17 protein-coding genes are annotated in these 23,431 nt (G+C 62.9%); 12 read left to right on the forward strand and 5 right to left on the reverse strand.

The features are described from left to right. Positions 1-6: 6 nt before the first annotated feature. The 3 genes from AC0L14_RS09095 to AC0L14_RS09105 form a co-directional block, all read right to left on the reverse strand. Positions 7-447: a hypothetical protein gene (locus AC0L14_RS09095; protein WP_473749227.1), complete on the reverse strand. Its 441-nt coding sequence runs from the start codon at positions 445-447 to the stop codon at positions 7-9. After that, positions 444-1,445: a SctD/MshK family protein gene (locus tag AC0L14_RS09100; protein WP_473526307.1), complete on the reverse strand. Its 1,002-nt coding sequence runs from the start codon at positions 1,443-1,445 to the stop codon at positions 444-446. Before AC0L14_RS09100 ends, AC0L14_RS09095 begins: the two co-directional genes overlap by 4 nt. Positions 1,446-1,563: 118 nt before the next feature. Further along, the gene (locus tag AC0L14_RS09105) at positions 1,564-1,746 is read right to left on the reverse strand and encodes a hypothetical protein (protein ID WP_095491776.1); all 183 of its coding nucleotides are present in this window, start codon (positions 1,744-1,746) and stop codon (positions 1,564-1,566) included. 199 nt (positions 1,747-1,945) lie between these two features. On the opposite strand from AC0L14_RS09105, the gene AC0L14_RS09110 reads away from it, so the two are divergent. From AC0L14_RS09110 to AC0L14_RS09120, 3 genes are all read left to right on the forward strand, one after another. Next, positions 1,946-2,824 (forward strand): MurR/RpiR family transcriptional regulator, encoded by an 879-nt coding sequence (locus tag AC0L14_RS09110; RefSeq protein ID WP_473749229.1) that lies wholly within the window; start codon positions 1,946-1,948, stop codon positions 2,822-2,824. A gap of 87 nt (positions 2,825-2,911) precedes the next feature. Continuing rightward, positions 2,912-6,007, forward strand: a complete 3,096-nt coding sequence (locus AC0L14_RS09115) for a LysM peptidoglycan-binding domain-containing protein (RefSeq protein WP_473749231.1) — start codon at positions 2,912-2,914, stop codon at positions 6,005-6,007. Next, positions 5,889-14,453 carry an SH3 domain-containing protein gene (locus AC0L14_RS09120; RefSeq protein ID WP_473749370.1) on the forward strand — a complete coding sequence of 2,855 codons (8,565 nt, stop codon included), beginning with the start codon at positions 5,889-5,891 and terminating at the stop codon, positions 14,451-14,453. The genes AC0L14_RS09115 and AC0L14_RS09120 overlap by 119 nt, the downstream gene beginning before the upstream one ends. Here the strand turns inward: AC0L14_RS09120 and AC0L14_RS09125 are convergent. Both AC0L14_RS09125 and AC0L14_RS09130 read right to left on the reverse strand, forming a co-directional pair. After that, positions 14,429-15,388, reverse strand: a complete 960-nt coding sequence (locus tag AC0L14_RS09125; RefSeq protein ID WP_473749232.1) for a LysR family transcriptional regulator — start codon at positions 15,386-15,388, stop codon at positions 14,429-14,431. The genes AC0L14_RS09120 and AC0L14_RS09125 overlap by 25 nt on opposite strands. A gap of 48 nt (positions 15,389-15,436) precedes the next feature. Further along, positions 15,437-16,177 carry a L,D-transpeptidase gene (locus AC0L14_RS09130; protein WP_473485142.1) on the reverse strand — a complete coding sequence of 247 codons (741 nt, stop codon included), beginning with the start codon at positions 16,175-16,177 and terminating at the stop codon, positions 15,437-15,439. A 222-nt stretch (positions 16,178-16,399) separates the two neighbouring features. Between AC0L14_RS09130 and AC0L14_RS09135 the strand changes: the two genes are divergently transcribed. The 9 genes from AC0L14_RS09135 (at position 16,400) to sctR (ending at position 23,415) form a co-directional block, all read left to right on the forward strand. Beyond that, the gene (locus AC0L14_RS09135; RefSeq protein WP_473749233.1) at positions 16,400-17,050 is read left to right on the forward strand and encodes a type III secretion protein; all 651 of its coding nucleotides are present in this window, start codon (positions 16,400-16,402) and stop codon (positions 17,048-17,050) included. A 20-nt stretch (positions 17,051-17,070) separates the two neighbouring features. Beyond that, entirely contained in the window at positions 17,071-17,718 is a 648-nt protein-coding gene (locus tag AC0L14_RS09140; protein ID WP_473749234.1) for a hypothetical protein, read from the forward strand. A 9-nt stretch (positions 17,719-17,727) separates the two neighbouring features. Next, positions 17,728-18,567, forward strand: a complete 840-nt coding sequence (gene sctJ, locus AC0L14_RS09145; RefSeq protein ID WP_473749235.1) for a type III secretion system inner membrane ring lipoprotein SctJ — start codon at positions 17,728-17,730, stop codon at positions 18,565-18,567. Continuing rightward, the gene (locus AC0L14_RS09150; RefSeq protein WP_473484974.1) at positions 18,564-19,187 is read left to right on the forward strand and encodes a SctK family type III secretion system sorting platform protein; all 624 of its coding nucleotides are present in this window, start codon (positions 18,564-18,566) and stop codon (positions 19,185-19,187) included. The genes sctJ and AC0L14_RS09150 overlap by 4 nt, the downstream gene beginning before the upstream one ends. Positions 19,188-19,192: 5 nt before the next feature. Continuing rightward, on the forward strand, positions 19,193-19,813 hold the full coding sequence (gene sctL / locus AC0L14_RS09155; protein ID WP_473749236.1) for a type III secretion system stator protein SctL: 621 nt from the start codon (positions 19,193-19,195) through the stop codon (positions 19,811-19,813). Next, positions 19,810-21,168 (forward strand): FliI/YscN family ATPase, encoded by a 1,359-nt coding sequence (locus AC0L14_RS09160; protein ID WP_473749237.1) that lies wholly within the window; start codon positions 19,810-19,812, stop codon positions 21,166-21,168. Before sctL ends, AC0L14_RS09160 begins: the two co-directional genes overlap by 4 nt. A gap of 13 nt (positions 21,169-21,181) precedes the next feature. Next, complete coding sequence (locus AC0L14_RS09165; protein ID WP_473749238.1) at positions 21,182-21,643, forward strand: hypothetical protein; 462 nt, start codon at positions 21,182-21,184, stop codon at positions 21,641-21,643. A gap of 151 nt (positions 21,644-21,794) precedes the next feature. Then, positions 21,795-22,769, forward strand: coding sequence for a type III secretion system cytoplasmic ring protein SctQ (gene sctQ / locus AC0L14_RS09170; protein ID WP_473484982.1), 975 nt, complete (start codon positions 21,795-21,797; stop codon positions 22,767-22,769). Then, positions 22,762-23,415, forward strand: coding sequence for a type III secretion system export apparatus subunit SctR (sctR, locus tag AC0L14_RS09175; RefSeq protein WP_473484984.1), 654 nt, complete (start codon positions 22,762-22,764; stop codon positions 23,413-23,415). The genes sctQ and sctR overlap by 8 nt, the downstream gene beginning before the upstream one ends. Positions 23,416-23,431 lie beyond the last annotated feature (16 nt).

The raw sequence follows: 23,431 nt of genomic DNA on the forward strand, positions 1-23,431 counted from the left end.
GATCGGTCAGGTTTCGATTCCTTCCTGTATCCGGGCAAGCAGATCGCGATGACGCTCGATTTCATCCTCCATCAGCGTTCTGGCAAGTGTCTTGAGTTGCTCGCCACCCTCAAGACCGGGAACCAGATGCGTTACAAAATGCTGGAGAATAGGTACGGAGCGACGCAGGATGGCTGGCTCGGGAATACCCGGCATGACGAAATTGATGAGTGCCTCGTCGAGCGATTCGCTATTTGTGCCTCGAGAGGGCTGGAATTCGGCGTTTTGTGGCTTTTCCGTACCAGCGGCCGATGTCGTCCCCTGAGCACGGCTTGCGGCTTTGTCGACGCCATTCATCCGCCGCCGGTTGATCGCCTGACCGCGCACACCTTCCGCCTGCCGCACCTCGCGGCCGGCTGTATCGATCCTTGCCGTATCGAACCGCGGCCCTTCAAGCCGGCGGTTCACGGATATTTCAGCGCGACCGTGGCGCCGCCCTTCGTCAGGAGAAGTTCCGTCTCGCCAATGTACTTGATGGTCCAGCCGTCATTCGTGAATGCACCTTCATGATAGCGTACGCCGTCGGCGGCGATGACGTAGGGCCGCTCGCCGTACCAGATCGCCTGCAGCCTCAGGCGCGGAGCCTGTTCGGCGTTGCCGATCATAACATTGGAGACGAGGGGAATGTGCGCGCCGAACGTCTGGTCGAACCAGGATTGCGTTTCGGTCCAGGCATCATCCTTGTCATTGGGGATCATACCCGAGACCACGAGCCGTCCAGGTGATCGCTGAACAGCCAATGTGCTGATGCCAGATTGATCGAGGCGCAGCCTGAGTTGGCTTTCCGCCTCAGTGGCACTGGGTATTTGCGTTGGCGATGAATCGTTCAGGACACTTTGCCCGGCCTCGCCAGCAAAGGCCACTCTGATCGGTTCACGGTCTTGAGCGGATATGTTTTTGCCAATGTCGGGCTTGGCGAGAGAGAACCCATTCGCAGCGACGGAGACAGCGAATACGGCAAAGAGAACGCTGCCTGCAACCAGGAGGGGGCGATCAGAAACGGACCAGCGATTCGGCGGGCGTTCTGGGTTGATCAGCCGGATATGGGCATCGCCGATACCTATCGTGAGCGGCAGCTTGCCGCGGCTGCCCTGGCCCTCATGGATGATCTCGCCCGTGGCGAGTGTGACGTCGCCGCCGACGGCTTCGATTTCAATCTGGCTGCCCTTGCGCCGCAACCTTGCGTGGACCGGCGCGATGCCGGCATCCCTGAGGACAATGTCGGACTCCGTGCTGGAGCCGACAGTATACAGAGGCTCGACCAGACTAAGTTGGGCGCCCGCGTGAAATCCATGAGTTACGCTGAGCGCAATGGAATGTCCGGATCCCGGGGCGTGGGCGATAATCGAACGGAGCCGGCGCGCGGGCGCTGCATCCCAATATTTGCCGATAGAATTAGCGGTCATGCCACTTCATCTCCCGCCGATGACAACTCAGACGCAGCCTGACAGCGGCGTCGAAACATTCCTGCCGTGCAAAGTACGCCGCCGGTTGCTTGCGGCGGCGCAGGGTTCGAGAATCCCCTTAGGCCTTTTCAGCCGACTGGCCGAGCGTCCTTGCGGTGCTCATCAGCATGTCATGTTGGGATTTCGCGATCTCTTTTGTGATCTCGAGGCTGAACATGCGTTCCTGATGCTTGATCATCTTGTCCAGGTTCTGTTCCGGCGACCCGGCAGAGCCGGATGTAACGGGAGGGGTAGGCGCCATGATTGTCTCCTTGAGGGACCATTCAAGTTACAAACCCCGGAATCACGACGATGCGATCCGGCAGGTTGCGAAAGCAGCTTAAGGCAGCATGATCGAAAATGAAAGTCCACTTGGAATATATGGACCACTTCAGTTCCAACTGTTGCATTGCCGCCATTCGGGGAGTAATCTGCCATCGGGGTGAATGGGGTATTTTAGAATGGAACAAGGTCCTTTGGCGGAGCTGTTGGTCGAACGCTTCGAGAATATGCCGCCGCAGTTGCGGGTCGCCGCGCGTTTCGTGCTGGATCATCCTAAGGATGTCGCGCTGATGTCGATGCGCGAGCAGGCGCACCAGGCCGGCGTTTCGCACAGCACGATGATGCGCTTGGCGCGATGGCTTGGCCTTGAAGGCTACGAGGATATGCGCAGCCTTTATGCGCGCGCGCTGCGTGAGACAGGCGCCGGTGAGCCGGCGCGACAGGGTATGGGGCAGGACGACGGCGATCCGGGATATTCGACTGCAGGCGTCGTCGCCGACACGCTCGCGGCGCAGATTTCAAGTCTGGGTGAGTACGGCAATGCCTCGCAATTCGCCGCCGCCGCCGAGCTCTTTGCACGATCACGCAATCTGTTCGGTCTCGGCTCGCGATCCGGTTATCCGGTTGCGAACCACTTCGTTCACATCATGTCGTTTCTGGCTGGCGGTGACCGCAAGGTGACGCTTGTCGGCGAGATGGGCGGACATGGTCTGGATGCCTTGCAGGGTGCGGGACGGGACGACGTCCTCCTTGCTGTGGGCATGTCGCCTTATGAACGCACGACGATCGACGTGGCGCGCCAGTCGGCCAGGCAGGGTGTCGGCGTGGTGGCAATCACCGATAGCAGCGTGTCGCCGCTGGCCCGGATCGCGCGGGAGACCATCATCGTTACGGCAAATTCGCAGTCATTCTTCCGCAGCATGGCGCCGGCGTTCGCCGCCGTCGAGATTCTGGCGGCACTGACGGCCGCGCAGTCTGAAGTGAATGCTGCAGAACGAGTAAGACAGTCGGACGAGCAACTCGCTGCTTTCGGCATTTATTGGAAGCCGCTCCGGTAGGCACAGGGCTTCCACTGTCGGGCGCGGGGGCGTTGACGGCAGGCAGACTGCCTGAACCAGGACTGGACCGGCTCCGGAGGTTGTTTGATGATCCGCCCGATTAATACCGTCAAGCCGCCGCCGCCCAGGGTCGATCCAAAGGCCAATGCCGAGCAGACTACGCGGCTGCAGGCGGAAGCCACGAAATTGCAAAATGAAATCCGGCTCGCCAACAAGATGGGTGAGGCCGACGCGGCCGCGGGCGCCCGCCAGCGGCTGACGCAGGTCAATGCGGAACTGACGACGGCACAGCCGACTGCCCCGGCGGCGCAACCAGGACCGGTGCCGCCTGCCGCAGTCACCGCAGCAAACGGCAACGGCGGCGCCACCGCCGCGCCTGCGCTTTTCACGACGCAGAATTTCGGCGGTACGCCAAACCTCCTGCTGACCAGTGGTGAGCCCGACGACGGTGGTGTTTCGCCGGAAGTCACCAAGGCGAAGGACATTCTCAAGGAGATCGAGGGCGGCAAAAGCATCGACAACATCGCCGCCGAGCAGGGACTGGCTCCCGAGGATGTGGTGGCGGCTCTGAATGCCGGCGGCATGACGGCGGTAGCGACCGAGCACGCCAACGGCGACACCCGCACGGTGGTGATTACCGCCGGAGACCGCACGATCACCGAAAACCAGGATTATCACCACGGCGGCTACTACACCGAAGTGACCGGCCCCGGCATGCAGGCGACTTCCTCGCCGATCCGGGACGATCTCGGCCGCAAGGAAACCACCAGTGTCGACGCGCAGACCGGCGCGATCACGACCACACTGGTGGACGATCTCGGCGACGGCGCGGTCACCGAACGCACGACCAATCCCCAGACCCGTGAAACCACAACCACCGAAACGAGTGGTGACGGTGCCGTCACCACCACAAGGAACCTGCCGAATGGGTCGACCGTGCAGACGGTGACGCCCGCCGGCGGCCCCGCATTGCCGGTAACCACGGTTACGGCTCCGGGCGGCGAGGTGACCACACTGGCGCAATCGCAAACGGCGGACGGCTCGGGCGTGCCGTTGATCCAGGAACAGCTTGCCGCGGGCAAAAGCATTGACGAGATCGCCGAGGAGAGCAAACTTACGCCGGAGCAGGTGATCGCCGAGCTGAACGCCGCCGGCCTCGAGGTGACGCAGGGCGGTGACCCTGGCGAGACCCTCCAGATCGTCGTCACGGATCCGAATACCGGCAGGACCGTCACCTACAACAATGACTACCATCATGGTTCGCGCTCGGTGACGACCACTGAGGGAAGCACCGAGACGACCGACATGGTCGACGGCAACGGCGTGACCACCCAGATCGAGCGCAACACCGAGACCGGCGAGCAGACCGCCACCATCGTCGACCCCAGGAACAACACCGAAACGACGATCGTCTTCGACAAGGACGGCCGACGCACCGAAACAATCGTAGAGACGCTGAACGACGGCGAGCCGATCGATTACGAGGTCCAACCCGGTGACAATCTGAGCGACATCGCCGAGGCGCATGGTGTGACGCTGGACGATCTCGCCGAGAGCAATCCGGAACTGTTCACCTCTCCGCGCGATCCCGACCTTATTCATCCGGGAGAGACCGTGGTGATCGAGGGTGCCACCAGGACCACCGTCAATGTGACGTTTAACGGCTACACGCTGACCACGTCGCCAGACGGCAAGATTACGCTGACCAACGATACCACCGGCGCCGTTACAGATATCGCGGCCGGCACCGCGCAGGAAGCGTTGGCCGAGTTGTTGCTGGACATCAACCCGAACAGCAATGACCCGGAACAGGCCAAGGAAGACCAGATACTCAAGACGACGCTGGACGGCATATTCGGCGGAGCGACGCCAGAGCTGACCACGGAGGCGCTTGAAAAGCAGCAGGCTGTGGTCGCTGCAATGGAATTATATGGTCGGGGACAAGACGCAACCGGCGCGACTCTCGACGGTGGTCCCACGTCGGTTGGTCCCTACGGGAACCCACCATCAGCCACGGCTCCTTCAGGCGGGAAGTGGGTGCCGTTGCTGGTCGACGGGAGCTGGAAATGGTTCGACCCGGAGGTGGCCAAGGCGATCGCAGCCGAGAACGTGGCGATTGCGAACTTCGGTGAGGCAGAAGCAAAGGCTGCGCAGAGCGCAGCACAGCTCGACGTCTATGCACTTGACCCTGAATTCAAGAACGCCATGGAGGGTGCCGAGTCGACGCTCGACGAGGCGTTGGCGCCTTATGGACTGGATTGGAAGCCGCCCGAGCCGAAGGGCACGCTGGCAGATGCGCAAAGTCGGTTGAGCCTCGCCAACAACGCGCTTGAAAGCGCCAGCACCGCCCGGGCCGAATACGAGCAGGGCCAGACGTCACTTCTCGAAGCGATCGACAAACAGGTAGACCTGCCGACGCTCAGCGATCCCAACCAGACGGCTGTCAGCAGCCCGGTTGGCCCCAGTGCCGAGGAAACCAGCCAACAAGGAAAGGCCGCGCACGCGGAGGTCGCCGAGCTCTTTACAAACGTTTCGCTACGCACCGCCAACGGCAACAAGGCCACGATCGATCAAATGATCAGCTCGACCGAGCTGGAGCTGAAGCTTACCGATGCCAAGCCTGGAAGCCCAGAATACACGGCCATCGAAGAGCGGCTTGAAGGTCTGCAAACGCTTCAGGGGGCCGCGGCCAATCAGGTGACCCTGGCCGAGGCATATCAGGAGTATGGGGTTGCACAGGCAGAGGCGGCGGATCTTGCCGTAACCATGGAGCCTCTCAAGCAGCAACTGCTTGCGCAGGCGCAGGAAAGAAACCCGCACCATTTCGATTGGGAAGGCTATACCAATGGACATGGTGACTTTACTGGCAAGATAAAATCGCAGGACATAGTCGAGGAGAACGGTCAGCTCTATGTCGTTACCGTCTATGAGAACGCCACTTTCACCGACGAGAACGGTGATGACACCAACGTACATAAATCTGCCCTGACATATGACCTCAACGACGAGGGTATCAGGGAAGATTTCCGCAACGATCCGCTCAACAAGCAGTGGCAGGAGATTGCTGGCCTCGACGCAGGACATATCGTCGGCGCCGGTATGCACAGCCAGCGGCACGGGATCGCAATCGGCGCTGGACGCGGCCAAGTCGAAGATTGTCGGCGTGCAGGTCGACCAGCTTGATGCCGGGCTGAGAGATGCGAAGACGGGGCTCGTCGACGCGACAACGGCACGCGACCAGGCGATCACCGACTACGGGCCGGGAACCGTAGAGGCGCCCGCTGGCACGCTCAAGCCGGGCGAGACGGCGGTGAAGATCCCGGTGAACGGCCGCGACCTGTGGGTCGCGCCGGAAGTTGCCGCGGCCTACGAGGAGCAGGGGCCGGGCGCAATCGGCGACAGCGGCAAGTGGGTCCAGATCGAGATGGACGGCCAGAAGCTGTGGGTGCACCCCGAAGTTGCGGCCGCGGAAATCGATCGAGGCCAGGCGGAGACCGAAAAGAACCAATTGGAGGACTGGGAAGAAAACGTGCGGCCGGCGATGGTGGCTGGGCGCGACTGGTACGCTTTTTCCGCAAGCCACCCCAAGCTTCTCGAATACGGTTCCGCCGAGCATGAGGCGAAACTCAAGTACGAGTATTTTGAAGAACACAAGGACCAGGCGCTGGCTGGATATCAGGTCCAGTTCGAGAACCTCTACGAGGCCGGCTTCACCGGCGAATACGAGACATATACGCCGGACCAACTCAGCACTGCCGTTGGTCAGACCCTCGGGCTCGACGCGCCGAGTGAAGACGTCCAAAAGGTCACCGAAGAAATCACCGACCGCGCCGGCGACGACGCCGAGGTCAAGATCGTGCCGGTTTTCTCCCTCGACGGCGGGAAGGAATCGACGACGGCTTTGTTCGCGATCAAGAGCGGCGGCGACGAAATCGGCTATGTCGACAGCTCGGGCAAATATTACAGCAGCTTTGACGAATTCCAGCACGAGAACCGCATCTTCAGCGAGAAGGGCAATCTGGTCATGGCCAAGGGCGGCGACATGTCGCTCGGCGAGGATGGTTTTTCGCTCGACGAACTGGATGTGGCCGACGCGCGCAAGGTGGGTTTCTGGGACAAGGCTACCGACATTGGCCTTGGCATCGTCGCCGGTGTCTCCACCATCGTCTCGTTCGTGCCGGGCGGCCAATGGGCGATTCCCATCGCGATCGGCTCCGGATCAATCCTTGGCGGCAAAGCTCTGATCAAAGAGGGTGATCACCTCCTGCAGGGCGGCGACTTCGACAGCCAGTCGGCCTGGAATGTCGCCACCGGCGTAACTGCGTTCCTGCCAGTGGGCGCGGGTGCTCTGCGCACATTCGGCTTGGCCAAGACAAGCCTGTCCAGATCCCAGGCTTTCGCGGGCGGCTTCGGGATGACCCGCATGAAGGATGCCAGCTGGGGCTTCGGCAGATTCCAGGTGAACGTAGAGGAGGCCTCTTATGCTGGTAAGGTCTCGGAGTTTATGCAAAGCGGCAACAAGCTGACCACCGCTGCGTGGAGCCTCGATGCCGGCGCCGTGGTTACCGGTGTTCCGTTGCTCGGCAAATCGGTGGAAGATCTGGCGGCGCATGGCGGCGAGATGTCCCTGCTCGAGCTCGCGAACGCAGTCGTGGGCATAGGCGTCGGCACTGTCGGCACAGGCTTGGGCGGCCGCTCTCTGTTGTCCAACATGCCTGGAACCGGCGGCGCCCGGAATGAAACTCATACGTCGGAGACGGGGCCGCAACCGCGGGCCGTCTACGAAGCCGGCCCCGACGGTGTCTACAGGCCCACCGGCGAGCAGGTCATGCCGGATCCAGATGAGATCATCATCGATGGCGACGCGGCCGGCGAAACATCCGGCCAGCAGGGAGCCGGTTTCGGCGCCCGGAACGGTTTTGACAACACGGGAGGGGCTAACCGTCCAACCGGTCCGAGGGCGCTGCCGGCCGGCGAGTCCGACGGTCCGAACCCACCGCCACCCGCGGGCGGCAAGGGTGATCCATCAGGCGACGGACAATCGTCGCGGCCGATGGTCGTGCATGAGCAAGGCACCGACGGCGTCTATCGCCCGACCGACAAGCTGGTCTTCCACGATCCCAGCCACCCCGTCGTCGAGGGGACGGTTGTCAACGTCCACGATGAAGGGCCGAGCGCCCCGGGCGAGCGCGGCGATCCCGAGAATGCCAGCGACCGAGACGCCGAGGGAGCGCGTGAGCAGAATGTGCGCGTCCCCGCCGACGGCGATCCGATTGTGATTCCGCCAGTCCGCGGCGATGGAACGACGCGCCCGGCCGAGAGCGGCTTGCGGCTCGTCTGGGACCCGGCGACCAAGACGTTCACCGGCATGCCAGGCCCCAATCCCGCGGAATACGTCTACACCAGCGGCAAGGATCCGCAGCAGACGGGCTACCTCGACGGCGCACGCCCTTACGATCCGGCCGTGCTGGCCACCCCGGACGAGGTCCTGCTCCAGTCCGAAACGGAAACACGCGGGGCGGAAGGCACGCGCCCGTTGATGCGCTACACTCTCGGCAACCGCCATACCGGCGAGATGCTTGTCGATTTCAACCTGCCGGAAGGGCAGAGGGTTGTCGCCATACCCGAACCCAAGGCGATCACCGCCGCGCCGGAGCCGGTGCCGGCTCCTGTCGAGCTCGACCCTTCCTTGCCGGTGCTTTATCTCGGCGCCGACGGCCGCTGGACAACCGATCCGAACGCCCGCACGGAGCCACCGGCCGTGACGGACACCGGGCACCCCAGCCGGTTTCGGCCCGACGGCACGCCGATCATCAATCGTTTCTCGTCAAACCCGTACAGCTTCGGCCAGACGTTCAATGCAGTCAAAGCCGGCCTGCGGCGGATCGGCACGCGTTACGCGAATACCGAACCCCGCTATGACTATCCGAAGCTCGGAGAGCTGGTCGACAGCATCTATCACCGGCCGGTTCCGCAGGACGGCGTCACCGCCGGACAGGACATCTATGTCGAGGCCGGCGGCGAATACCTGCCTGCCAAGGTCGTTGTGGCCGGCCCGCAGGCGAGCATGACCCGCGACATCGTCCTGCCGGGCGAGCATGCGACGGATGCCGGCTACCTGGGTTCGGGCAAGACCGTCGAACGCGCCAAGCGCGGGTCGATAACTACGCCGAACGGCCAGATCAGGGTCAACACCCCGGCACGGGAAGTCCATACGTTCGATCCTGCCGACAATCGGGAAGTCAGCCATCGCTCGGCGCTCGGCGAAACCCTGGCCACGATCTTGCCGGCGCTTCCCGACGATGCGGCGACGCCCGCGCCGATGTGGACGCCCGAGCAGCTGGAACTGGTCGGCGACTATCTCCACTCCCTCGAACGTTCCAGCGATCCTGTCGTCCGCGATGCGGTGACCATGACCAGAGTGCAGCTCGGCGGCAGGGGCCTGCCTCAGTCCGGCACGGAGATGACGCAGGCCCAGCATCATGCGCTTGGCGAAATGCTCAACGCCGACCGCAACAGCCCGTTCACCGGCTGCAAGCCGGCCGGCCAGCTTTCGATGAACGGCCTGACGACCCTCCAGGTGTTCAGCGCTCAGGGCAAGCTGCCGCATCTCTCGCCGGGAGAAGTGATCGACCAACTCGGCCTGTCGTCCGACGCCAGGCTGCCCCGCGGCGAGCAGTTCCTTACCGCCGGGGCGCTGCCAGGAGAAGCCGGCTGGACCGACGCCGGCCGCGGCATCGTCGGCGATTACCTCAAGGCTGCGTCACGCTCCACCGATCCGAACCTTGCCGCCGCGGGTAATGCCGCCTCGCCGTTTTTCAAGGGGCGCGCCACCAAGCCCGGCAAGGCGGTGACCGCCGCGCAGCAGGATGCGCTCATGCAGGTCCTGCAGGCCGACAGTGGCAGCACGTGGGTCTACGGTCCGAAGCTTCAGCCGGAGACTTCGTTCAAACCCGCCGGCAAGCTTTCGCCGGAAGGCCGCTACAATGAGAAGGTTCTGTCCGGCCACGACACCTGGACGCCGTATCTTTGGCGACAGATGCGCGGTTACGCCGCCAACCAGCAGAAATCCGCGGACCCCGCGGTCCAGTCGCTCGCGCACGCGCTGGAGAACGCGTTGCCTGCAAGCAAGCCCAGGGCCGGGACCGAGATCAACAGCGAGGTGCCCGTCCTGCTGGAGCGGTTGCTGGGTGCCGACAAGGCGAGTTCTTGGCGCGCCCCGACATTCTTCACCGATGCACAAGGGGTCTGGCGGTCCGACCGCGCCACCGTTTCCTGGTTCCTGCAGGAGCACGAAGCCAATGTCCTGGGCGGCCCCGTGCTGAACGACATGGTGACCAACGGCGCCTTGCTGGCTGCCGGGTGGATCCTCGGCCCCGACGGCCGCACCGTCACTCTCGGCGGATCGATGCTCGGCGTCGGCATCAAAGTGCCGCTGCCCAGCCGGCAGGTCTATGGCGAACTCAGCCTGAAGAACAACGGCCCGAACGGCACGGGCTTTCTGCTCCCGGTCCATCCCAACGACGCGAAGGGCCAGAAACTTTTCGTCAATGGATACCGGCCGAATTTCGCTTATGACGAGGCGGCGGCTCCCTCCGCCCGGTGGGTCGCCTCGGCGCCGATGCTGTCGAAGAACACGTTCCAGAGCGAAAGCGCCTTTGGCGCTTCGATATCCCTGGCTGGCTTCTCTCTGAGTGGGGCCTACGTCAATCGCACGCTGCGCTATCTCGGCGGCGAAGGCGGCCGGCCGGGATATACGCACAGGGAGCCTGGTCCGCTCAGCCAACGGGCAGCCTCTTTCTGGGAGGAGGCGACGAGAGGTGGCGCCAGCCACTATAGCTCCGAAGGCAAGGTGCCTGGTTTCGAGGATCGTCTCCTCTACCGCAACTACAACGTCATTGCGCCCGTCGGAGGCGGCAAGCAATCCTGGCGCGGCACCCCCGCCTTCGAGGGCGTTCCGCGCGAGACGGGCGCCGGGCCGCTCAACCGCCTGGACCGCAAGGACCACGGCGCCGGTCTCGCCGTGAACTATAGCCAATGGCCGGTAACGACGGTGGAACTCGGCTCGGTGAGGAAGGACCTTGTCCCGCATGCCCGTACCGCCCGCGCCCACCCCGGATCCTCCGAAGGCGCGCAAAAGGTTTTCTCCGCGCTGGACACTTCGGGAGGGCAACTGACGCCGGACGTTCTGCAGCATCTCGACGCCTATCTCGCCGAAGTTGCGGCATCGCCGCACGGCGATTTAAGGTTTGCTGGTCAGCGCGTGTTGGATGTGTTCCCGGAACTGGGCGTGGCGCCATATCCGGACCAACTCGCCTCCGCCGGCGGACGACCAGACGGCATGAGCAGGCCCGCCTGGAAGGCGTTGCGGCAACAGCTGGACCAGCAGGCCCGCAGCGAACTGACGCCCACGCAGGCCCATTACCTCAACCGGCTGCTCGAGCAGGATGTGCTGCACAATTCGCCGCCGACCCCGCCGGCACTTGGCTCGGGGCCGCCGGATGGCACCCCGCCGGCACTCGGTCCGGGACCGTCGCAAAAAACGCTGCGGATCGTCGACGAGAATGGCGAAACGGCCACCGTGAGGTATCTCGGGACGCCGCCCAAGAGCGCGGAGAACGTATACGTGCCGCCTGCGGATGGCCCGCAACTCCGCAGCGACGACCCGGCCTTGGCTCACAAGTCGCATATTCTGCATCGCGATCCGGAAACCGGGGAGCCGGTCGTGCTGCCCTGGATACGTGGTGCTTCCGATGACCATGTGCCGGGGAGCCTCGGGCATCCCGAGGAAGGCAATCTGCCGGTCGACGGCGCCGGCGACCCTGCAAGACCCTTGCGCGGCAATGTCGGCCCCTATGTTTTCCGCGCCGATACACGTGCGCCGAGCGAGATCAGGGACGCGGGCGGCTTCTCGCCACCGCCGCCGACAGGAATCTGGGTGGACAATCCGCAAGGCATCGTCCTGAGCAACTATGTGCTTGGCAATACCCATGGCCGTTTCGTCGGCACCAGCCAATCGATCTCGGGCGCCAAGACCTTCGTCGCGGAAGAGTCACGGGCCGCGCGGCAGCAAGGCTATATCTATCTCTATACGCTCAGTCCGAGCAGACCGCGCCTCCACGTCCCGACTGAGTTCGAGGCGATGGGCCGGCCCGTCAGCGACAGAATGGCTCGCGTCGACGAGACTGCAATCGACGGTAGCATCCCATGGAACGAGGTCCATGGCTGGCGGATGATGGATCCGGACGGGAACTTCGTCGGTGAGTTCACGCGCAATGACGATGCCGTCGCGCCCGGCGGATCAACACAAAAACGCCCGCAGGTGATCTTGCGGCCGGCCGACGAGTTCTGGGATGCGCCAGCCCAGGCCGAAGCACCGCCGCCGGTGGCCGAGGTGGTCGGCAACGAAACCCCAACCGTGGCTGGCGAAATGCCGCAGGCGGCGAATAGTGCCGCCGAAACGCCGACAGCCGCGACATGGCCGCCGGCCCCTGACCGGGGAAGGGTGGTCTTTGACTCTGCCAGCGGAAGGATCGTCAGCCTTGAGCTTCCGGTGAGTTCCGCAGCGGAGCCGGGATTTGCCGAACCCGTGCGGGCGCCGACCGGGCCGGAGGTCAGAGCGCTTGCAGCCGATCAGATTTCCGAACTCACCGGCACGCAATTGCACGCCATCAAGCCGGCGCACATCGCCAAGCTGGCGCCTCAGCAGGTGGCTGCACTCAGCCCCGAGCAGATCGGGCAACTGACGTTCGATCAACTTGCCGCACTTCGGCCGACGCAGTTGCGGGCTCTGGGTGGCGAACAGCTCCAGGCGATCAGGCCAAGCAGATTGCAGGCTGTTGCCCCTGGCCGGATCACCGGCTTGCGGCCGGATCAGGTCGCGGCCTTCTCACAGGAGCAACTCGCCGCCCTGACCACCGAGCAGGTGCGCAAGCTGACGCCCGACCAGATCGCCAAGCTCAGTGATGAGCAGCGCAATGGCCTTACGCCGGAACAGGTCGCCGCCATGAGACCTGCCCAATTCAGCCATCTCGGTGCGACGCAGATTGCGGCGCTGGACCCGGCTCTCGTCGCGGCACGCAATCCTGCGACGATGGCAAAGCTGTCGCCACGCCACATCGCAGCACTGACGCGGGAGCAGCTTGACGCTCTGACCATTCACCAGATCGAGGCGCTGACGAAGCAACAGATAGCGGCGCTGACGCCGAAGCAGCTTGGCGAGTTGAGCCCCGGCCAGTTGCGCAAGTTCACGCCCAGGCAGTTTACCTGGATGCCGACGGAGCAAACGAACGCGCTATCCGTGCTGCAGTTGACCACCTATCGGGCAACCCACAAGAAGGTCATGACGCCGGATCAAACTGCTGCCGTTGACCAGGCGCTGACCCTCGCCCGCCTCAAGGAGAACGCGCAGTTGGTCGCGACCTTCGGTCCGATGGCCGGCTCCTCCTACACGGTATGGCAGATCTTGCCACCGCATTGGGCCGCGACGGCTGCGGGCGTGGCGTTCGGCGTGCGCGGCATCGTCTTCAGCGCGCAATCGGTCTTTCCGAACGCCACGGCAAATCACAAGCCGCTGGGACGCGCCCTCAATGCCGCGAGCGGGGCGTCGTTCATCTTTTCGTCTCCAGGCTCGGCCGCCGGGCTGCTGCGCGGCGACAATGTCGGGGTGAACGGCTCCTTCTCACTGGGCAATGTGGTCTACGGCACGAAATCCGCGCTGCAGTCGATCGCCGGACGCCCGGTGTTGCGGAACGTGGCCGAGCATCTGGCCGGTCCCGGTTATGTCTTTGGTTCCCTTCTCTACACGGCACAGAACCTGCACTCGCCGCTGGCCGCGACGGCGGGCGCCTTGTTCACCGTCGGCAGCGCTGAGTTCTGGGTGTCGGCCGCGCGCACGGATCTGCTCAATCGCCGGGCCGTGCCAAGGACGGACGAGCAGATCGACGCCCGCGCAAAGTCCGACGCGCGCTGGGGGATCGCCGATCGCATCGCGCTAGGCGTGACCTTCGGCGTCGGTATGCTGCTGTTTGCCTGGGATGCGCTGGACGACCAGCCATGGAACAACACCGGCAAGACGCCGGCAACCGACCCGACTGCGCCGGGCAACGACCCTTCCGGCGTCGATGGCGCGCCTCCGGACGAAAGCACAGAGCAGCCTGATCCCGGGACGCAAACCCCGCCGCAGGACTTCCCGCAGCTCGCCGTGCTGGCCGATGACGGCCTGAATTTGCGGGCGCAGCCTGACGGGGATTCGACCGTGGTGACGGTTCTGCAACCCGGCACCTTCGTCGAGCAGACCGCCGGGCCTTCGACAGACCAGTCAGGAGACGCCTGGATACCGGTCGAGGGTTTCGGGCCGGACGGTGACATGCATAGCGGCTGGGTTTCCGGCGACCATGTCGAGGCGCATGCCGACGGCAGCAGCAATGCTGCGGGCCGCACCAATCCAACGCTGGAGAAAGACGGCTACCAGTGGGTCGAGGTCAAGAACGGCGACAGCATTCGCCTGATCGCCAGGACCCATTCTGCGGATGTGGCCGAGACGGTTGTGCTCAACATGGATCATATCCTGAGCCCGGATCTGATCTTCTCAGGCGACCGCATCTACCTGCCGGCCACCTTGGGTTGAGAAACCGCGGGCCTGAGCTTGTCGGTTCTCGCAGCATAGGCATGCGCAACGCAGCCGGCCAGCTTTGCCGCCCGCTCCGCTATCGGATTGGAGGGTTCGGAAGAGTAGGAGGCGGTAAACTGCAGGTCGGACGGGTGCCATTCGCATTCTACGACGCGCAGTTTACCGCTTGCGATATAGTCTTGGACGACTTCCTCAGGCAGCGAGGCTATTCCGATTCCGTTGAGCGTCATCTTGATGGAAGCGGCCAGCGAATTGGCCGGAAAGATGCGCGGCGTGTCTTCGAATTCGCCGGTGAGCTTGCGGTAGAGTTCGCTATAGGGTCGCGTGGTGCGCGCATAGCTGATGATAGGAAACTGCATCAGGTCGTTCAGCGTCACCTCGCGTCGGTTGGGCAATTCCAACTGCGGCGAGCAGACCCAGACAAGAGGAAAGGACGGCATATCGATATTCTCGATGCTGTACTCCAGGACAGGGCCCATCAGCACCGCAAGATCGAGCCGGTGTGACATGAGTTCGTTGCGAAGGGTCGTCGTTGCATCGACGACGATATCGGTCTCGACAAGCGGAAAGTTTGCCTTCAGCGCCGTGAGGAAATCCGGCAGCCAAGTGTGTACGATCGTTTCGGCAACGCCAAGCCGTAGCACCCTCGTCGTCTCCGAAGTCTCTGAAAGAGAGCTGGCCATCAGTTGCAGCCGCTCCGCGACGCGCAGAACCCGTTGGGCAGGTGGTAAGAGCCGCTGTCCCTCGGCGGTCAGCCTGACCGTGCTGCTCTGCCGCTCGAACAGCTTGGCACCAAGCGCTTCCTCCAACCCGGCAATTCGGGTGGACACCGCCGGCTGCGTGGTGTTCAGGCGTTCCGCCGCCTTTCGAAAGCTTCCAAAGGTGGCCACCAGGAGAAAGGTTTCGAGCTGCTTGATGTTGAAAGGTATCACGACGGCAGGTCACTCATTTGCGGGCTTTCGGGGAGGGGGCGTCGACCATCAATGCCGTACAATGATCTGGGCACCGATCTTCACTCGGTTATAAAGATCGATAACATCCTCGTTGGTCATGCGAATGCAACCGGAGGAGTTGGCCTGTCCGACGGTCCATGGCTGGTTGGTGCCGTGGACGCGATAAAGCGTGTTGCCGATATACAATGCGCGCGCCCCCAATGGGTTGTTCGGTCCTCCCTCGACATGCGCGGGCAGGAAGCGGCCTTTTGATGCTTCTCTGGATCGCATTTCGGCCGGCGGCCGCCAATCTGGCCAGTTCTTTTTGCTTGAAATCGTGTCGCGGCCGGACCACTCCAATCCCTCCTTTCCAACGCCTACCGCGTATCGCAGCGCCCTGCCGCCCCCCAAGATGTAGTAAAGCCGCCGCTCCGGGGTGTTGATGACGATCGATCCCTTCGGTTGAGCCTCGCTGAAATGCACGATCTCCCTAGGAATTGCTGACCAGTCGGGCCGGATTTCTTCGTCCGAAGTCTGGTCGGGAGCGGAAGGGGAGACCAGCACATTTCTTGCCGGATCGTAAGTCCAGCTTCGTGGGTCGTAACCGCTATTCGATTGGGCCTGCGCCGGCGCCATGGCGGCAATCGACGTGGCAGCAACCAGAACTGATGCACACAATCTCCGGATAAGGCACGGGCTCTGGATCAGGCGCGGCGTGACCCGTACTTTGCGTCCCGCAACCTTGACGGGAACAGGCAAGTTCGCAAGCAGGATCAAGATTGCCGCCACCAAGAACGATCCTTCTGCATCCAGGCGTTCAGCCGGCGATCACCTGATTCCAGCGCGCACCATATCGCTTTGCTGGCGGTTCGCAACATTTGGCACCAAATGCTAATGCGCAATCCAATTGGACTTCCAATTCTGCGGTGTGCACGATAGAGTGAATCGGCGGGTAAACCATGAAACCAGCGACGCGGGCCATCGCTCGTGCGTCCCTTTTCGATAGGACCGATGTTGACGGGACGCGATAGCTGCCATGCGAATCGGTGCTCGGGAGCCAGGGCTGCTTTCGTCGCCTGCGGTCTTGCGACGATCCTGGCGTTCGGTCTTGCCTCGTCGCGGGCCAACGCCGCCGAACCGCGGTGGCCTGCCGGCCCGTACAGATACATCACCGTCGATCAGTCGGTGGCCGATGCGCTGGTCGAGCTAGGCCGCAACATGCGGGCGCCCATGCGTGTCAGCAAACTCATAAAGGGGCGTTTAAGCGCCGGCATGCCGGTTGGAACCGCCCGCGACTTCCTGCAAGAGATCTGCAATCGATACGGGCTGGTCTGGCATTTCGATGGCATCGTCATGAACGTCGCGACCGAAGCTGAGGTCCGGACGGAAATGATCGCGCTTGATGCCAACACGGCTGCCGGTGCGGAAGATCGGCTTTCGCGGCTGGGGGTCATCGACCCGAAGTTTCCGATCAAGGTGTCCAGGCAAGACGATGTTGTCTCGGTATCGGGGCCACCATCCTATGTTGAACTTGTCAGGAAAACACTGGGGGTTCCTGCGGCGCCGAGCACCAAGCCGGATCCTGGCAAAGTCGTTCCGGTCCGCGTTTTCCGCGGAAGGCAGGCGGAGGCGAAGAATGTCCCCTCCGGCAAATCGAACTAAGCAAGCAGGAGGGCAGGTTCATGCAAATCGCGCCGATTGGAGCCCTGGAAGCTACACTGGCAAACTTGACCACCAGCATAGCTTCGCAGCAGCAAATCACCACCGGCACGGCAACGCAGCCGGGTAACCGGATGGTGGGTGCCAATCAGGAAAAACATGATGCCGCGAAGGTTACTATGCCTGAGCGCGGTGATGTCGCCACGCGGGCAGGCCAGCAGGTGGCGCAGGCATCTTCGGGAGCCAATCCGGCAATGGCCGGACAATCCTCCAAACTGGAAAAGACCGCGCCGGTCGCCGAACACAAGCTCTTCGACTATCTGGCCGAGGTGGAGAAGGCTGGGGGCGGGGCGCTCACGGATCCGTCTGCATTGTTCGGTTCTGCGGTTCAGTCGCTGGAAGGGACCATGCAGCAGGTGCAGAAGGCGCTTGGCCAGGCAAATGCCCCCCAGGCAAATGCCTCTGTGAATGCTGAAACAGCCACCATGCAGGATGGCGCCGGCAAGACCGCCCCGTCAGGTAAGGAAGACGAAAACGCTACCGCAAAAAATGCCGAGCAACTGCTCGAACGATCCATTTCGGTGATGTGGGCAGCCGCCAATCTCGAAGTGGTCACGAGCAGCGTAACGGCCGTTACGTCGTCCACCAGCACGCTGATCAAGCAACAGTAAGCCTACGGAGTGTTCGTGCACACGATATCCTTGCCGCGGCGGTCAACGCTATTGAATCGATGCGGCGTCCGGTGCCGCGTCGCGCTCGTCGTGGTGAGCATGCTTGTGCTCCAGGCGTGCTCGGTTGAGTTGTATTCCAACCTCAACCAGCGGCAGGCCAACGAGATCGTGGCCACGCTGATGCGTCACGGCATCCCGGCCCAGCGCGAGGCGGGCAAGGACGGCAAAATGACGGTTTCCGTACAGAAGGACCGTTTCGCCGAAGCCATGGCGATTCTCGACGAAAGCGGGTTGCCCAAACAGGAATTCCAGACGCTCGGCGACGTGTTCAAGCGAGACGGGCTTGTATCCTCGCCGGTCGAAGAGCGTGCGACGATGATTTATGGCCTGAGCCAGGAGCTGTCGCAGACGATTTCGGACATCGACGGCGTGCTTTCTGCGCGCGTTCATCTCGTCCTGCCCGAAAACGATCCGCTGAGACAGCGGCTGGTCCCATCGTCCGCCTCCGTCTTCATCCGGCACCGCGCATCCGTTCCGATGAATGAGCTGATCCCGCAGGTCAAGATGCTGGTGGCCAAAGGCATCGCCGGGCTGACTTATGACAATGTATCCGTCACGCTCATTCCGGTGACCGCGGCAGTTCCCGAGCACGCAACCGGCGAGTCAGGTTTCACAACGTTCCTCGGCCTCTGGCTGCATCCCGACAGCGTCGTCGCCGCGATGTGGCTGTTTTACAGCATGACGGCGGCACTATTGGCGCTGGCTGCCCGCCTGGCTTACGTCCAGTGGTATCGACGACCCGGCGTTTATGCGCTCGACGCGTCGGCCATGCCGGTGAAGAAGACATGATCCAGACCGGCTCGAAGCAAACTGCCAGCCCGGAATGGCAGGCATTCATGGCCAATCCCGCTGGCTATGCGGATGCGGCCCGGCTGGCGCAATGCTTTGACGGCACGATCGGCGAGGCTGCCTGCGAGCGTATGTTGCGGTCGCAGCGCCTGCAGGAGCGATTGTCGGAGCTTCTGCTCGATCGTTACGGCCTCAGCGGCGCCGTCTCCAACGAACCAGCCGATGAGATAGACCGGGCGATTGCTTTGTCGTCGGGAGAGGAGGTGGAGGACCTTGCGCTTCGCGCCGGCGCGATCTACTGGGCCGGCAGTCTGGCCGCCGTCATCGATGGACGCCAGGCCGCCGCGTTGCAGGCAGCACTCGGTGCGGAAATCTGCGCTTTCGCAGTCGCCAACCGCGATCTGGCCGGTCCTATGCAGCCGTTGGAGCCCCTTGAAGACATTCATAGTCGTGTCCATGCCGACGGCCTGCGTTGCCTTGGCGCCTGGTGTCAGGCGATGCCGGGCGAAACGAGCATGCGGGTCCGCCTCAAGCTGATGCCGCATGCGCTTGTTGACCAGCCGACAGCCGAACCATTTGCCGAAGCTGGTCCGGCGATTGTTCGACGGGCGATGGGTTAGGCGAGATGGTCGAACCGGGCAAAGCGACCACTGCCGTGCCGAGGCGCCCCGTCGCCCGCATCCTGCGCGCTGCCGAGGCACGCGCCTGGCAGGATGGGCACGCTTTTCTCGACGAGGCCAGGCGTGATGCGCAGCAGTTGCGTGACGCCGCTCGGCGAGCCTATGCGGCCGAATATGCGCAGGGCTATGAAGACGGCAAGGCGCAAGGCGACGCGGATGCCGCGCGTTTGGTGAGCGAGACGGCGGTCAAGGTCGATCGCTATCTTGGTTGGCTGGAAGCCGAAATCACTAGCCTGGCGCTCGATGTGGTCAGGCGCGTGCTGGGAGAATTCGACGTCAGCATGCTGGTCGCCAAGGCGGCCGCGCAGGCCGTCGCTGAAATTCGCCGTGCCAAATATCTGAAGGTCCGAGTTCATCCCGCTTCCGTCAACAGGGTTCGCGACGAACTGAACGCGGTCCTGCGCGAGAGTGACTTGGGCATGACGGTCGAGATCGACGCGGACGATACGCTGGCGACGGGCGCCTGCATCCTCTCGACCGACATTGCCGTCATCGACGCCAGCATCAAGGCACAGCTCGACGCCATTGCCGCTGCGATTTCATCAAAAGCCGAGGCGGCAGCATGACAAGTCCCGCCACCAAGATCGAGAGCCGCCTCGCATCGATCGTTCCGAACCTGCGTTCCGGCCTGCGTGACGATGCCAGCCGACCCAGGAGAGGGCGTGTACGGCGAGTGACCGGCACGGTCATTCACGCGACGGTGGAGGAGGTTCGGATCGGCGAGATCTGCGAACTCGTCGATCCCAGGAACGGCACGGCGACCAAGGCGGAAGTCGTCGGGCTCATGGACGACATGGCGATCCTTGTTCCGCTTGGCGATCTCACCGGTCTTTCAAGCCTTACGGAGGTTATTGCGACCGGAAAGACCCAAACGGTGTCCGTCGGCCCCGGCCTGCTTGGTCGGGTGATCAGCGCGTTCGGCGAGCCATTGGATGGCAAGCCGCTTTCGCCGGATGGCGTTGCCGGCAGCTATCCCGTCAATGCCTATCCGCCGTCGCCGCTGGAGCGCAGTTTGATTTCCGAGCCTATCCAGCTCGGTATCCGCGCCCTCGATGGGCTTCTCACCTGCGCGCGTGGGCAGCGCGTCGGTATCTTCGGCGAGCCTGGCGTCGGCAAGTCGATCCTGCTTTCGGATATCGTCAGCGGCACCGACGCAGATGTTGCCGTGGTTGCGCTTGTCGGCGAACGCGGACGTGAGGTGCGCGAATTCATCGAGCATCAGCTTGGGCCGGAAGGGCTGGCGCGCGCAGTCATCGTCGTCGCGACGTCCGACCGGCCGGCGATCGAGCGCGTCAAGGCCGCCTATGTGGCAACCAGCATTGCCGAATATTTTCGCGACCAGGGCAAGCATGTGTTGCTGGCAATGGACAACATCACGCGCTTTGCCCGTGCGCAGCGCGAGATTGGCCTCGCTTCAGGCGAGCCGCCGACGCGTCGCGGTTTTCCGTCTTCGCTTTTTGCAGTTCTGCCCCGATTGCTCGAGCGCTCAGGGCCTGGCCGCGTCGGCTCCATTACAAGCCTCTACAGCGTTCTTCTGGAGGGCGATGGCACGCTGGATCCGGTTGCCGAAGAAATCCAGGCGCTTCTCGACGGCCACGTCTTTCTGTCGAACGAGCTTGCGCAGCGCAATCATTTCCCGGCCATCGACGTGCTGCGCAGCCGCAGTCGCCTCATGGACACGGTGGTGCCGGCTGAGCATCGGTCGGACGCCGGCCGCTTACGGGAGTTGCTCGCCCGCTACGCCGACGTCGAATTGCTGCTGCGCGTCGGCGAATACGAAAAGGGCAGCGATGCGGTGGCGGACGAGGCGGTGGCGAAGATCGACACCATCAACGCCTTCCTGCGACAGCCGTCCGCCACCCACGAAACAATCGAGCAGACACGCGAACGCATGCGGGGGATCGTCAATGAAGGATCGTGACATAATCGCACGATTGCGCGACCTCAGGCGCCACGGTGAACAGCGCGCAAACGAAGCGGTCATCAGGAGATACGCCGCTGCGCAGCGGGCCGCCGGGGAGGTTCGGGAGGCAGCCGCCGCGGTCAGCAAACACCTGCAGCACACAGCCGACGCCGAGGATGCAGCATTCGGTTCGCTTGTTGGACAGCCGGTGAAGGCCGCCAGCCTTCATCGGCTTCAGGGACAGTTCGAGCGCGCCGCCAGGCAAACCGAGCAGCTCCGGGAAAACGAGAAGCTGGCCGGCGTCACCGAACAACGACGCAAAGCCGAGTTATCGGCAGCCCGCAATGATCATCGCGCGAGCATGAAGGCCGTGACGAAGCTGGACGGGCTGTTGCAGCATCTGACCAAACGCACTGCGCGTCGCAGCCTGGCGCTTGCCGAGCTTTCCGAGGAAGACGAGCGCAGTCCACTGCGCTTGCCCACAGAACGATAGTCCAATCCGTGACCGTGAATATGGAAGTGTGATGCCTCAGGCCTTGGCGTCGGCAAAAAAGAGAGCGCGCGCAGAGCCGGTGAGACGCACACGCTCGAGCGTTGGCGAGCCGCTGACTTTGGAATCTGTTGCGGCCGTGGAGGTTGGGGCATTGAACGCCTTCTACCGCCGTCGTGCTCCCGCGCAGATCACGATTGCCGGGAAAACCATGTCGATCGCTGCCGTCTGGCCGGCACCGAACCCTGTGGACCAGCCATTGTGCACGATTTCGTTCACGGTTGGAGACACGGCGGGCAAATTGCGCCTGCCGCTTTCTGTTGTCGAACGGGGCCTTGCCAAGGCTGACGAGTTGGTCGACGTGAAACGACTGGCACCCGCTCACGCCGCACTGCTGTTGGAATCCGTATTCGAAGAAGATCTCGAATGGATCGAGAGCAAGCTGGGCGAGACGATCGCTATTACGTTGGTCGAACAAAAAGACACTGTTTTGGACGAAACCGCGTTGGCTTTCGTCCTGAGCGGCAAGGACGAAACCATAGGTTGCGCCTTGCACACCGACAGCGTCGATCTGGCGGTGCGGGCCGGGGGCTTTCTCGACGCGATCGGCAAAGCGAGACCCCCGCTTCCTGCGGAATTCCCGTTGCCGGTCTGCCTTTGGCGCTACGCACTTACAATCAGCCATGGTGATCTCAAAAGCTTGCAACCTGGCGATGTAGTGCTTTTCGATGACGAAGAGGAAGAGGCGGCATTGGTCATTGCCGAGCGCCTTTATGCCCCGGCCGTGCTGACTGCCAGCGGGCTGCAACTGCTTGCCGCCCCGACTGCAATCGCTGGATCGAAATGGGAGTGGACCATGAATCAGAACCCGCCGCCGCACGCCGACCAGACACTGGAAGAGGCAACTCTGGACCAACTGCCGGTTGCGCTTGCCTTCGAGCTCGGCCGCACGGCAATGCCTCTCGGCGAGGTAAGGCAGCTTGCGCCCGGTGCTATCGTTCCGCTCGCCAATGTGACGAAGGAGACGGTCGACATCATCGCCAATGGTAAACGCGTCGGCCGTGGCGAGATCGTGCGGATTGGGGAGAGCCTGGGCGTGCGGGTCGCCCGCATGTTCGACAATGCTTGACAATTCGCCCAACCTGCTTGGGATCCTGATTGCCGTCGGCTTCGTCGGTTTGCTGCCGCTGGCAGTCGTCACCATGACCGGGTTCCTGAAAATCTCGGTCGTGCTGTTCCTCATCCGCAATGCGCTCGGCGTCCAGCAGATGCCGCCCAATCTGGTCCTCTACGGCATAGCGCTCGTGCTTACGGTCTATGTCACGACGCCGTTGCTGAGCGAGATGACGGGCCGGCTTCAGGAAGGGCAGGTTCAGTTCCAGAGTACGGACGACCTCGCCAGGGCGGCGCAACTGGTCAGGGAACCATTACAGCAGCACCTCATCAAATTCACGCAGCCGGAAGAGCGGCAGTTCTTTCTTGACGGAACGAACCGCCTGTGGCCGGAACAGGCACGTCAAAATCTGAAAGACGACGATCTTTCGATACTAGTCCCTGCCTTTGTCGCGTCCGAGCTTACGCGCGCGTTTGAAATCGGCTTTCTGCTTTATCTTCCCTTCCTCATCATCGACATCGTTGTTGCGAACATCCTGATGACGCTCGGCATGATCATGGTCTCGCCGGTCCTCATTTCGATCCCGCTGAAACTGTTCCTTTTCGTCGCCATAGATGGCTGGTCGCGGCTGATGCACGGCCTCATCCTGAGTTACGTCTGACGCCGCTAGGAGGTTT

The organism is Mesorhizobium sp. WSM4841 (genome assembly GCF_055811515.1).

Excerpts from the sequence above, each read along its gene's own strand:
- sctL (WP_473749236.1), top strand. The coding sequence starts at position 19,193 with ATGGTCGAACCGGGCAAAGCGACCACTGCCGTGCCGAGGCGCCCCGTC.
- AC0L14_RS09115 (WP_473749231.1), top strand. The coding sequence starts at position 2,912 with ATGATCCGCCCGATTAATACCGTCAAGCCGCCGCCGCCCAGGGTCGAT.
- AC0L14_RS09135 (WP_473749233.1), top strand. The coding sequence starts at position 16,400 with ATGTTGACGGGACGCGATAGCTGCCATGCGAATCGGTGCTCGGGAGCC.
- AC0L14_RS09150 (WP_473484974.1), top strand. The coding sequence starts at position 18,564 with ATGATCCAGACCGGCTCGAAGCAAACTGCCAGCCCGGAATGGCAGGCA.
- AC0L14_RS09100 (WP_473526307.1), bottom strand. The coding sequence starts at position 1,445 with ATGACCGCTAATTCTATCGGCAAATATTGGGATGCAGCGCCCGCGCGC.
- AC0L14_RS09160 (WP_473749237.1), top strand. The coding sequence starts at position 19,810 with ATGACAAGTCCCGCCACCAAGATCGAGAGCCGCCTCGCATCGATCGTT.
- AC0L14_RS09140 (WP_473749234.1), top strand. The coding sequence starts at position 17,071 with ATGCAAATCGCGCCGATTGGAGCCCTGGAAGCTACACTGGCAAACTTG.
- AC0L14_RS09110 (WP_473749229.1), top strand. The coding sequence starts at position 1,946 with ATGGAACAAGGTCCTTTGGCGGAGCTGTTGGTCGAACGCTTCGAGAAT.
- sctR (WP_473484984.1), top strand. The coding sequence starts at position 22,762 with ATGCTTGACAATTCGCCCAACCTGCTTGGGATCCTGATTGCCGTCGGC.
- AC0L14_RS09105 (WP_095491776.1), bottom strand. The coding sequence starts at position 1,746 with ATGGCGCCTACCCCTCCCGTTACATCCGGCTCTGCCGGGTCGCCGGAA.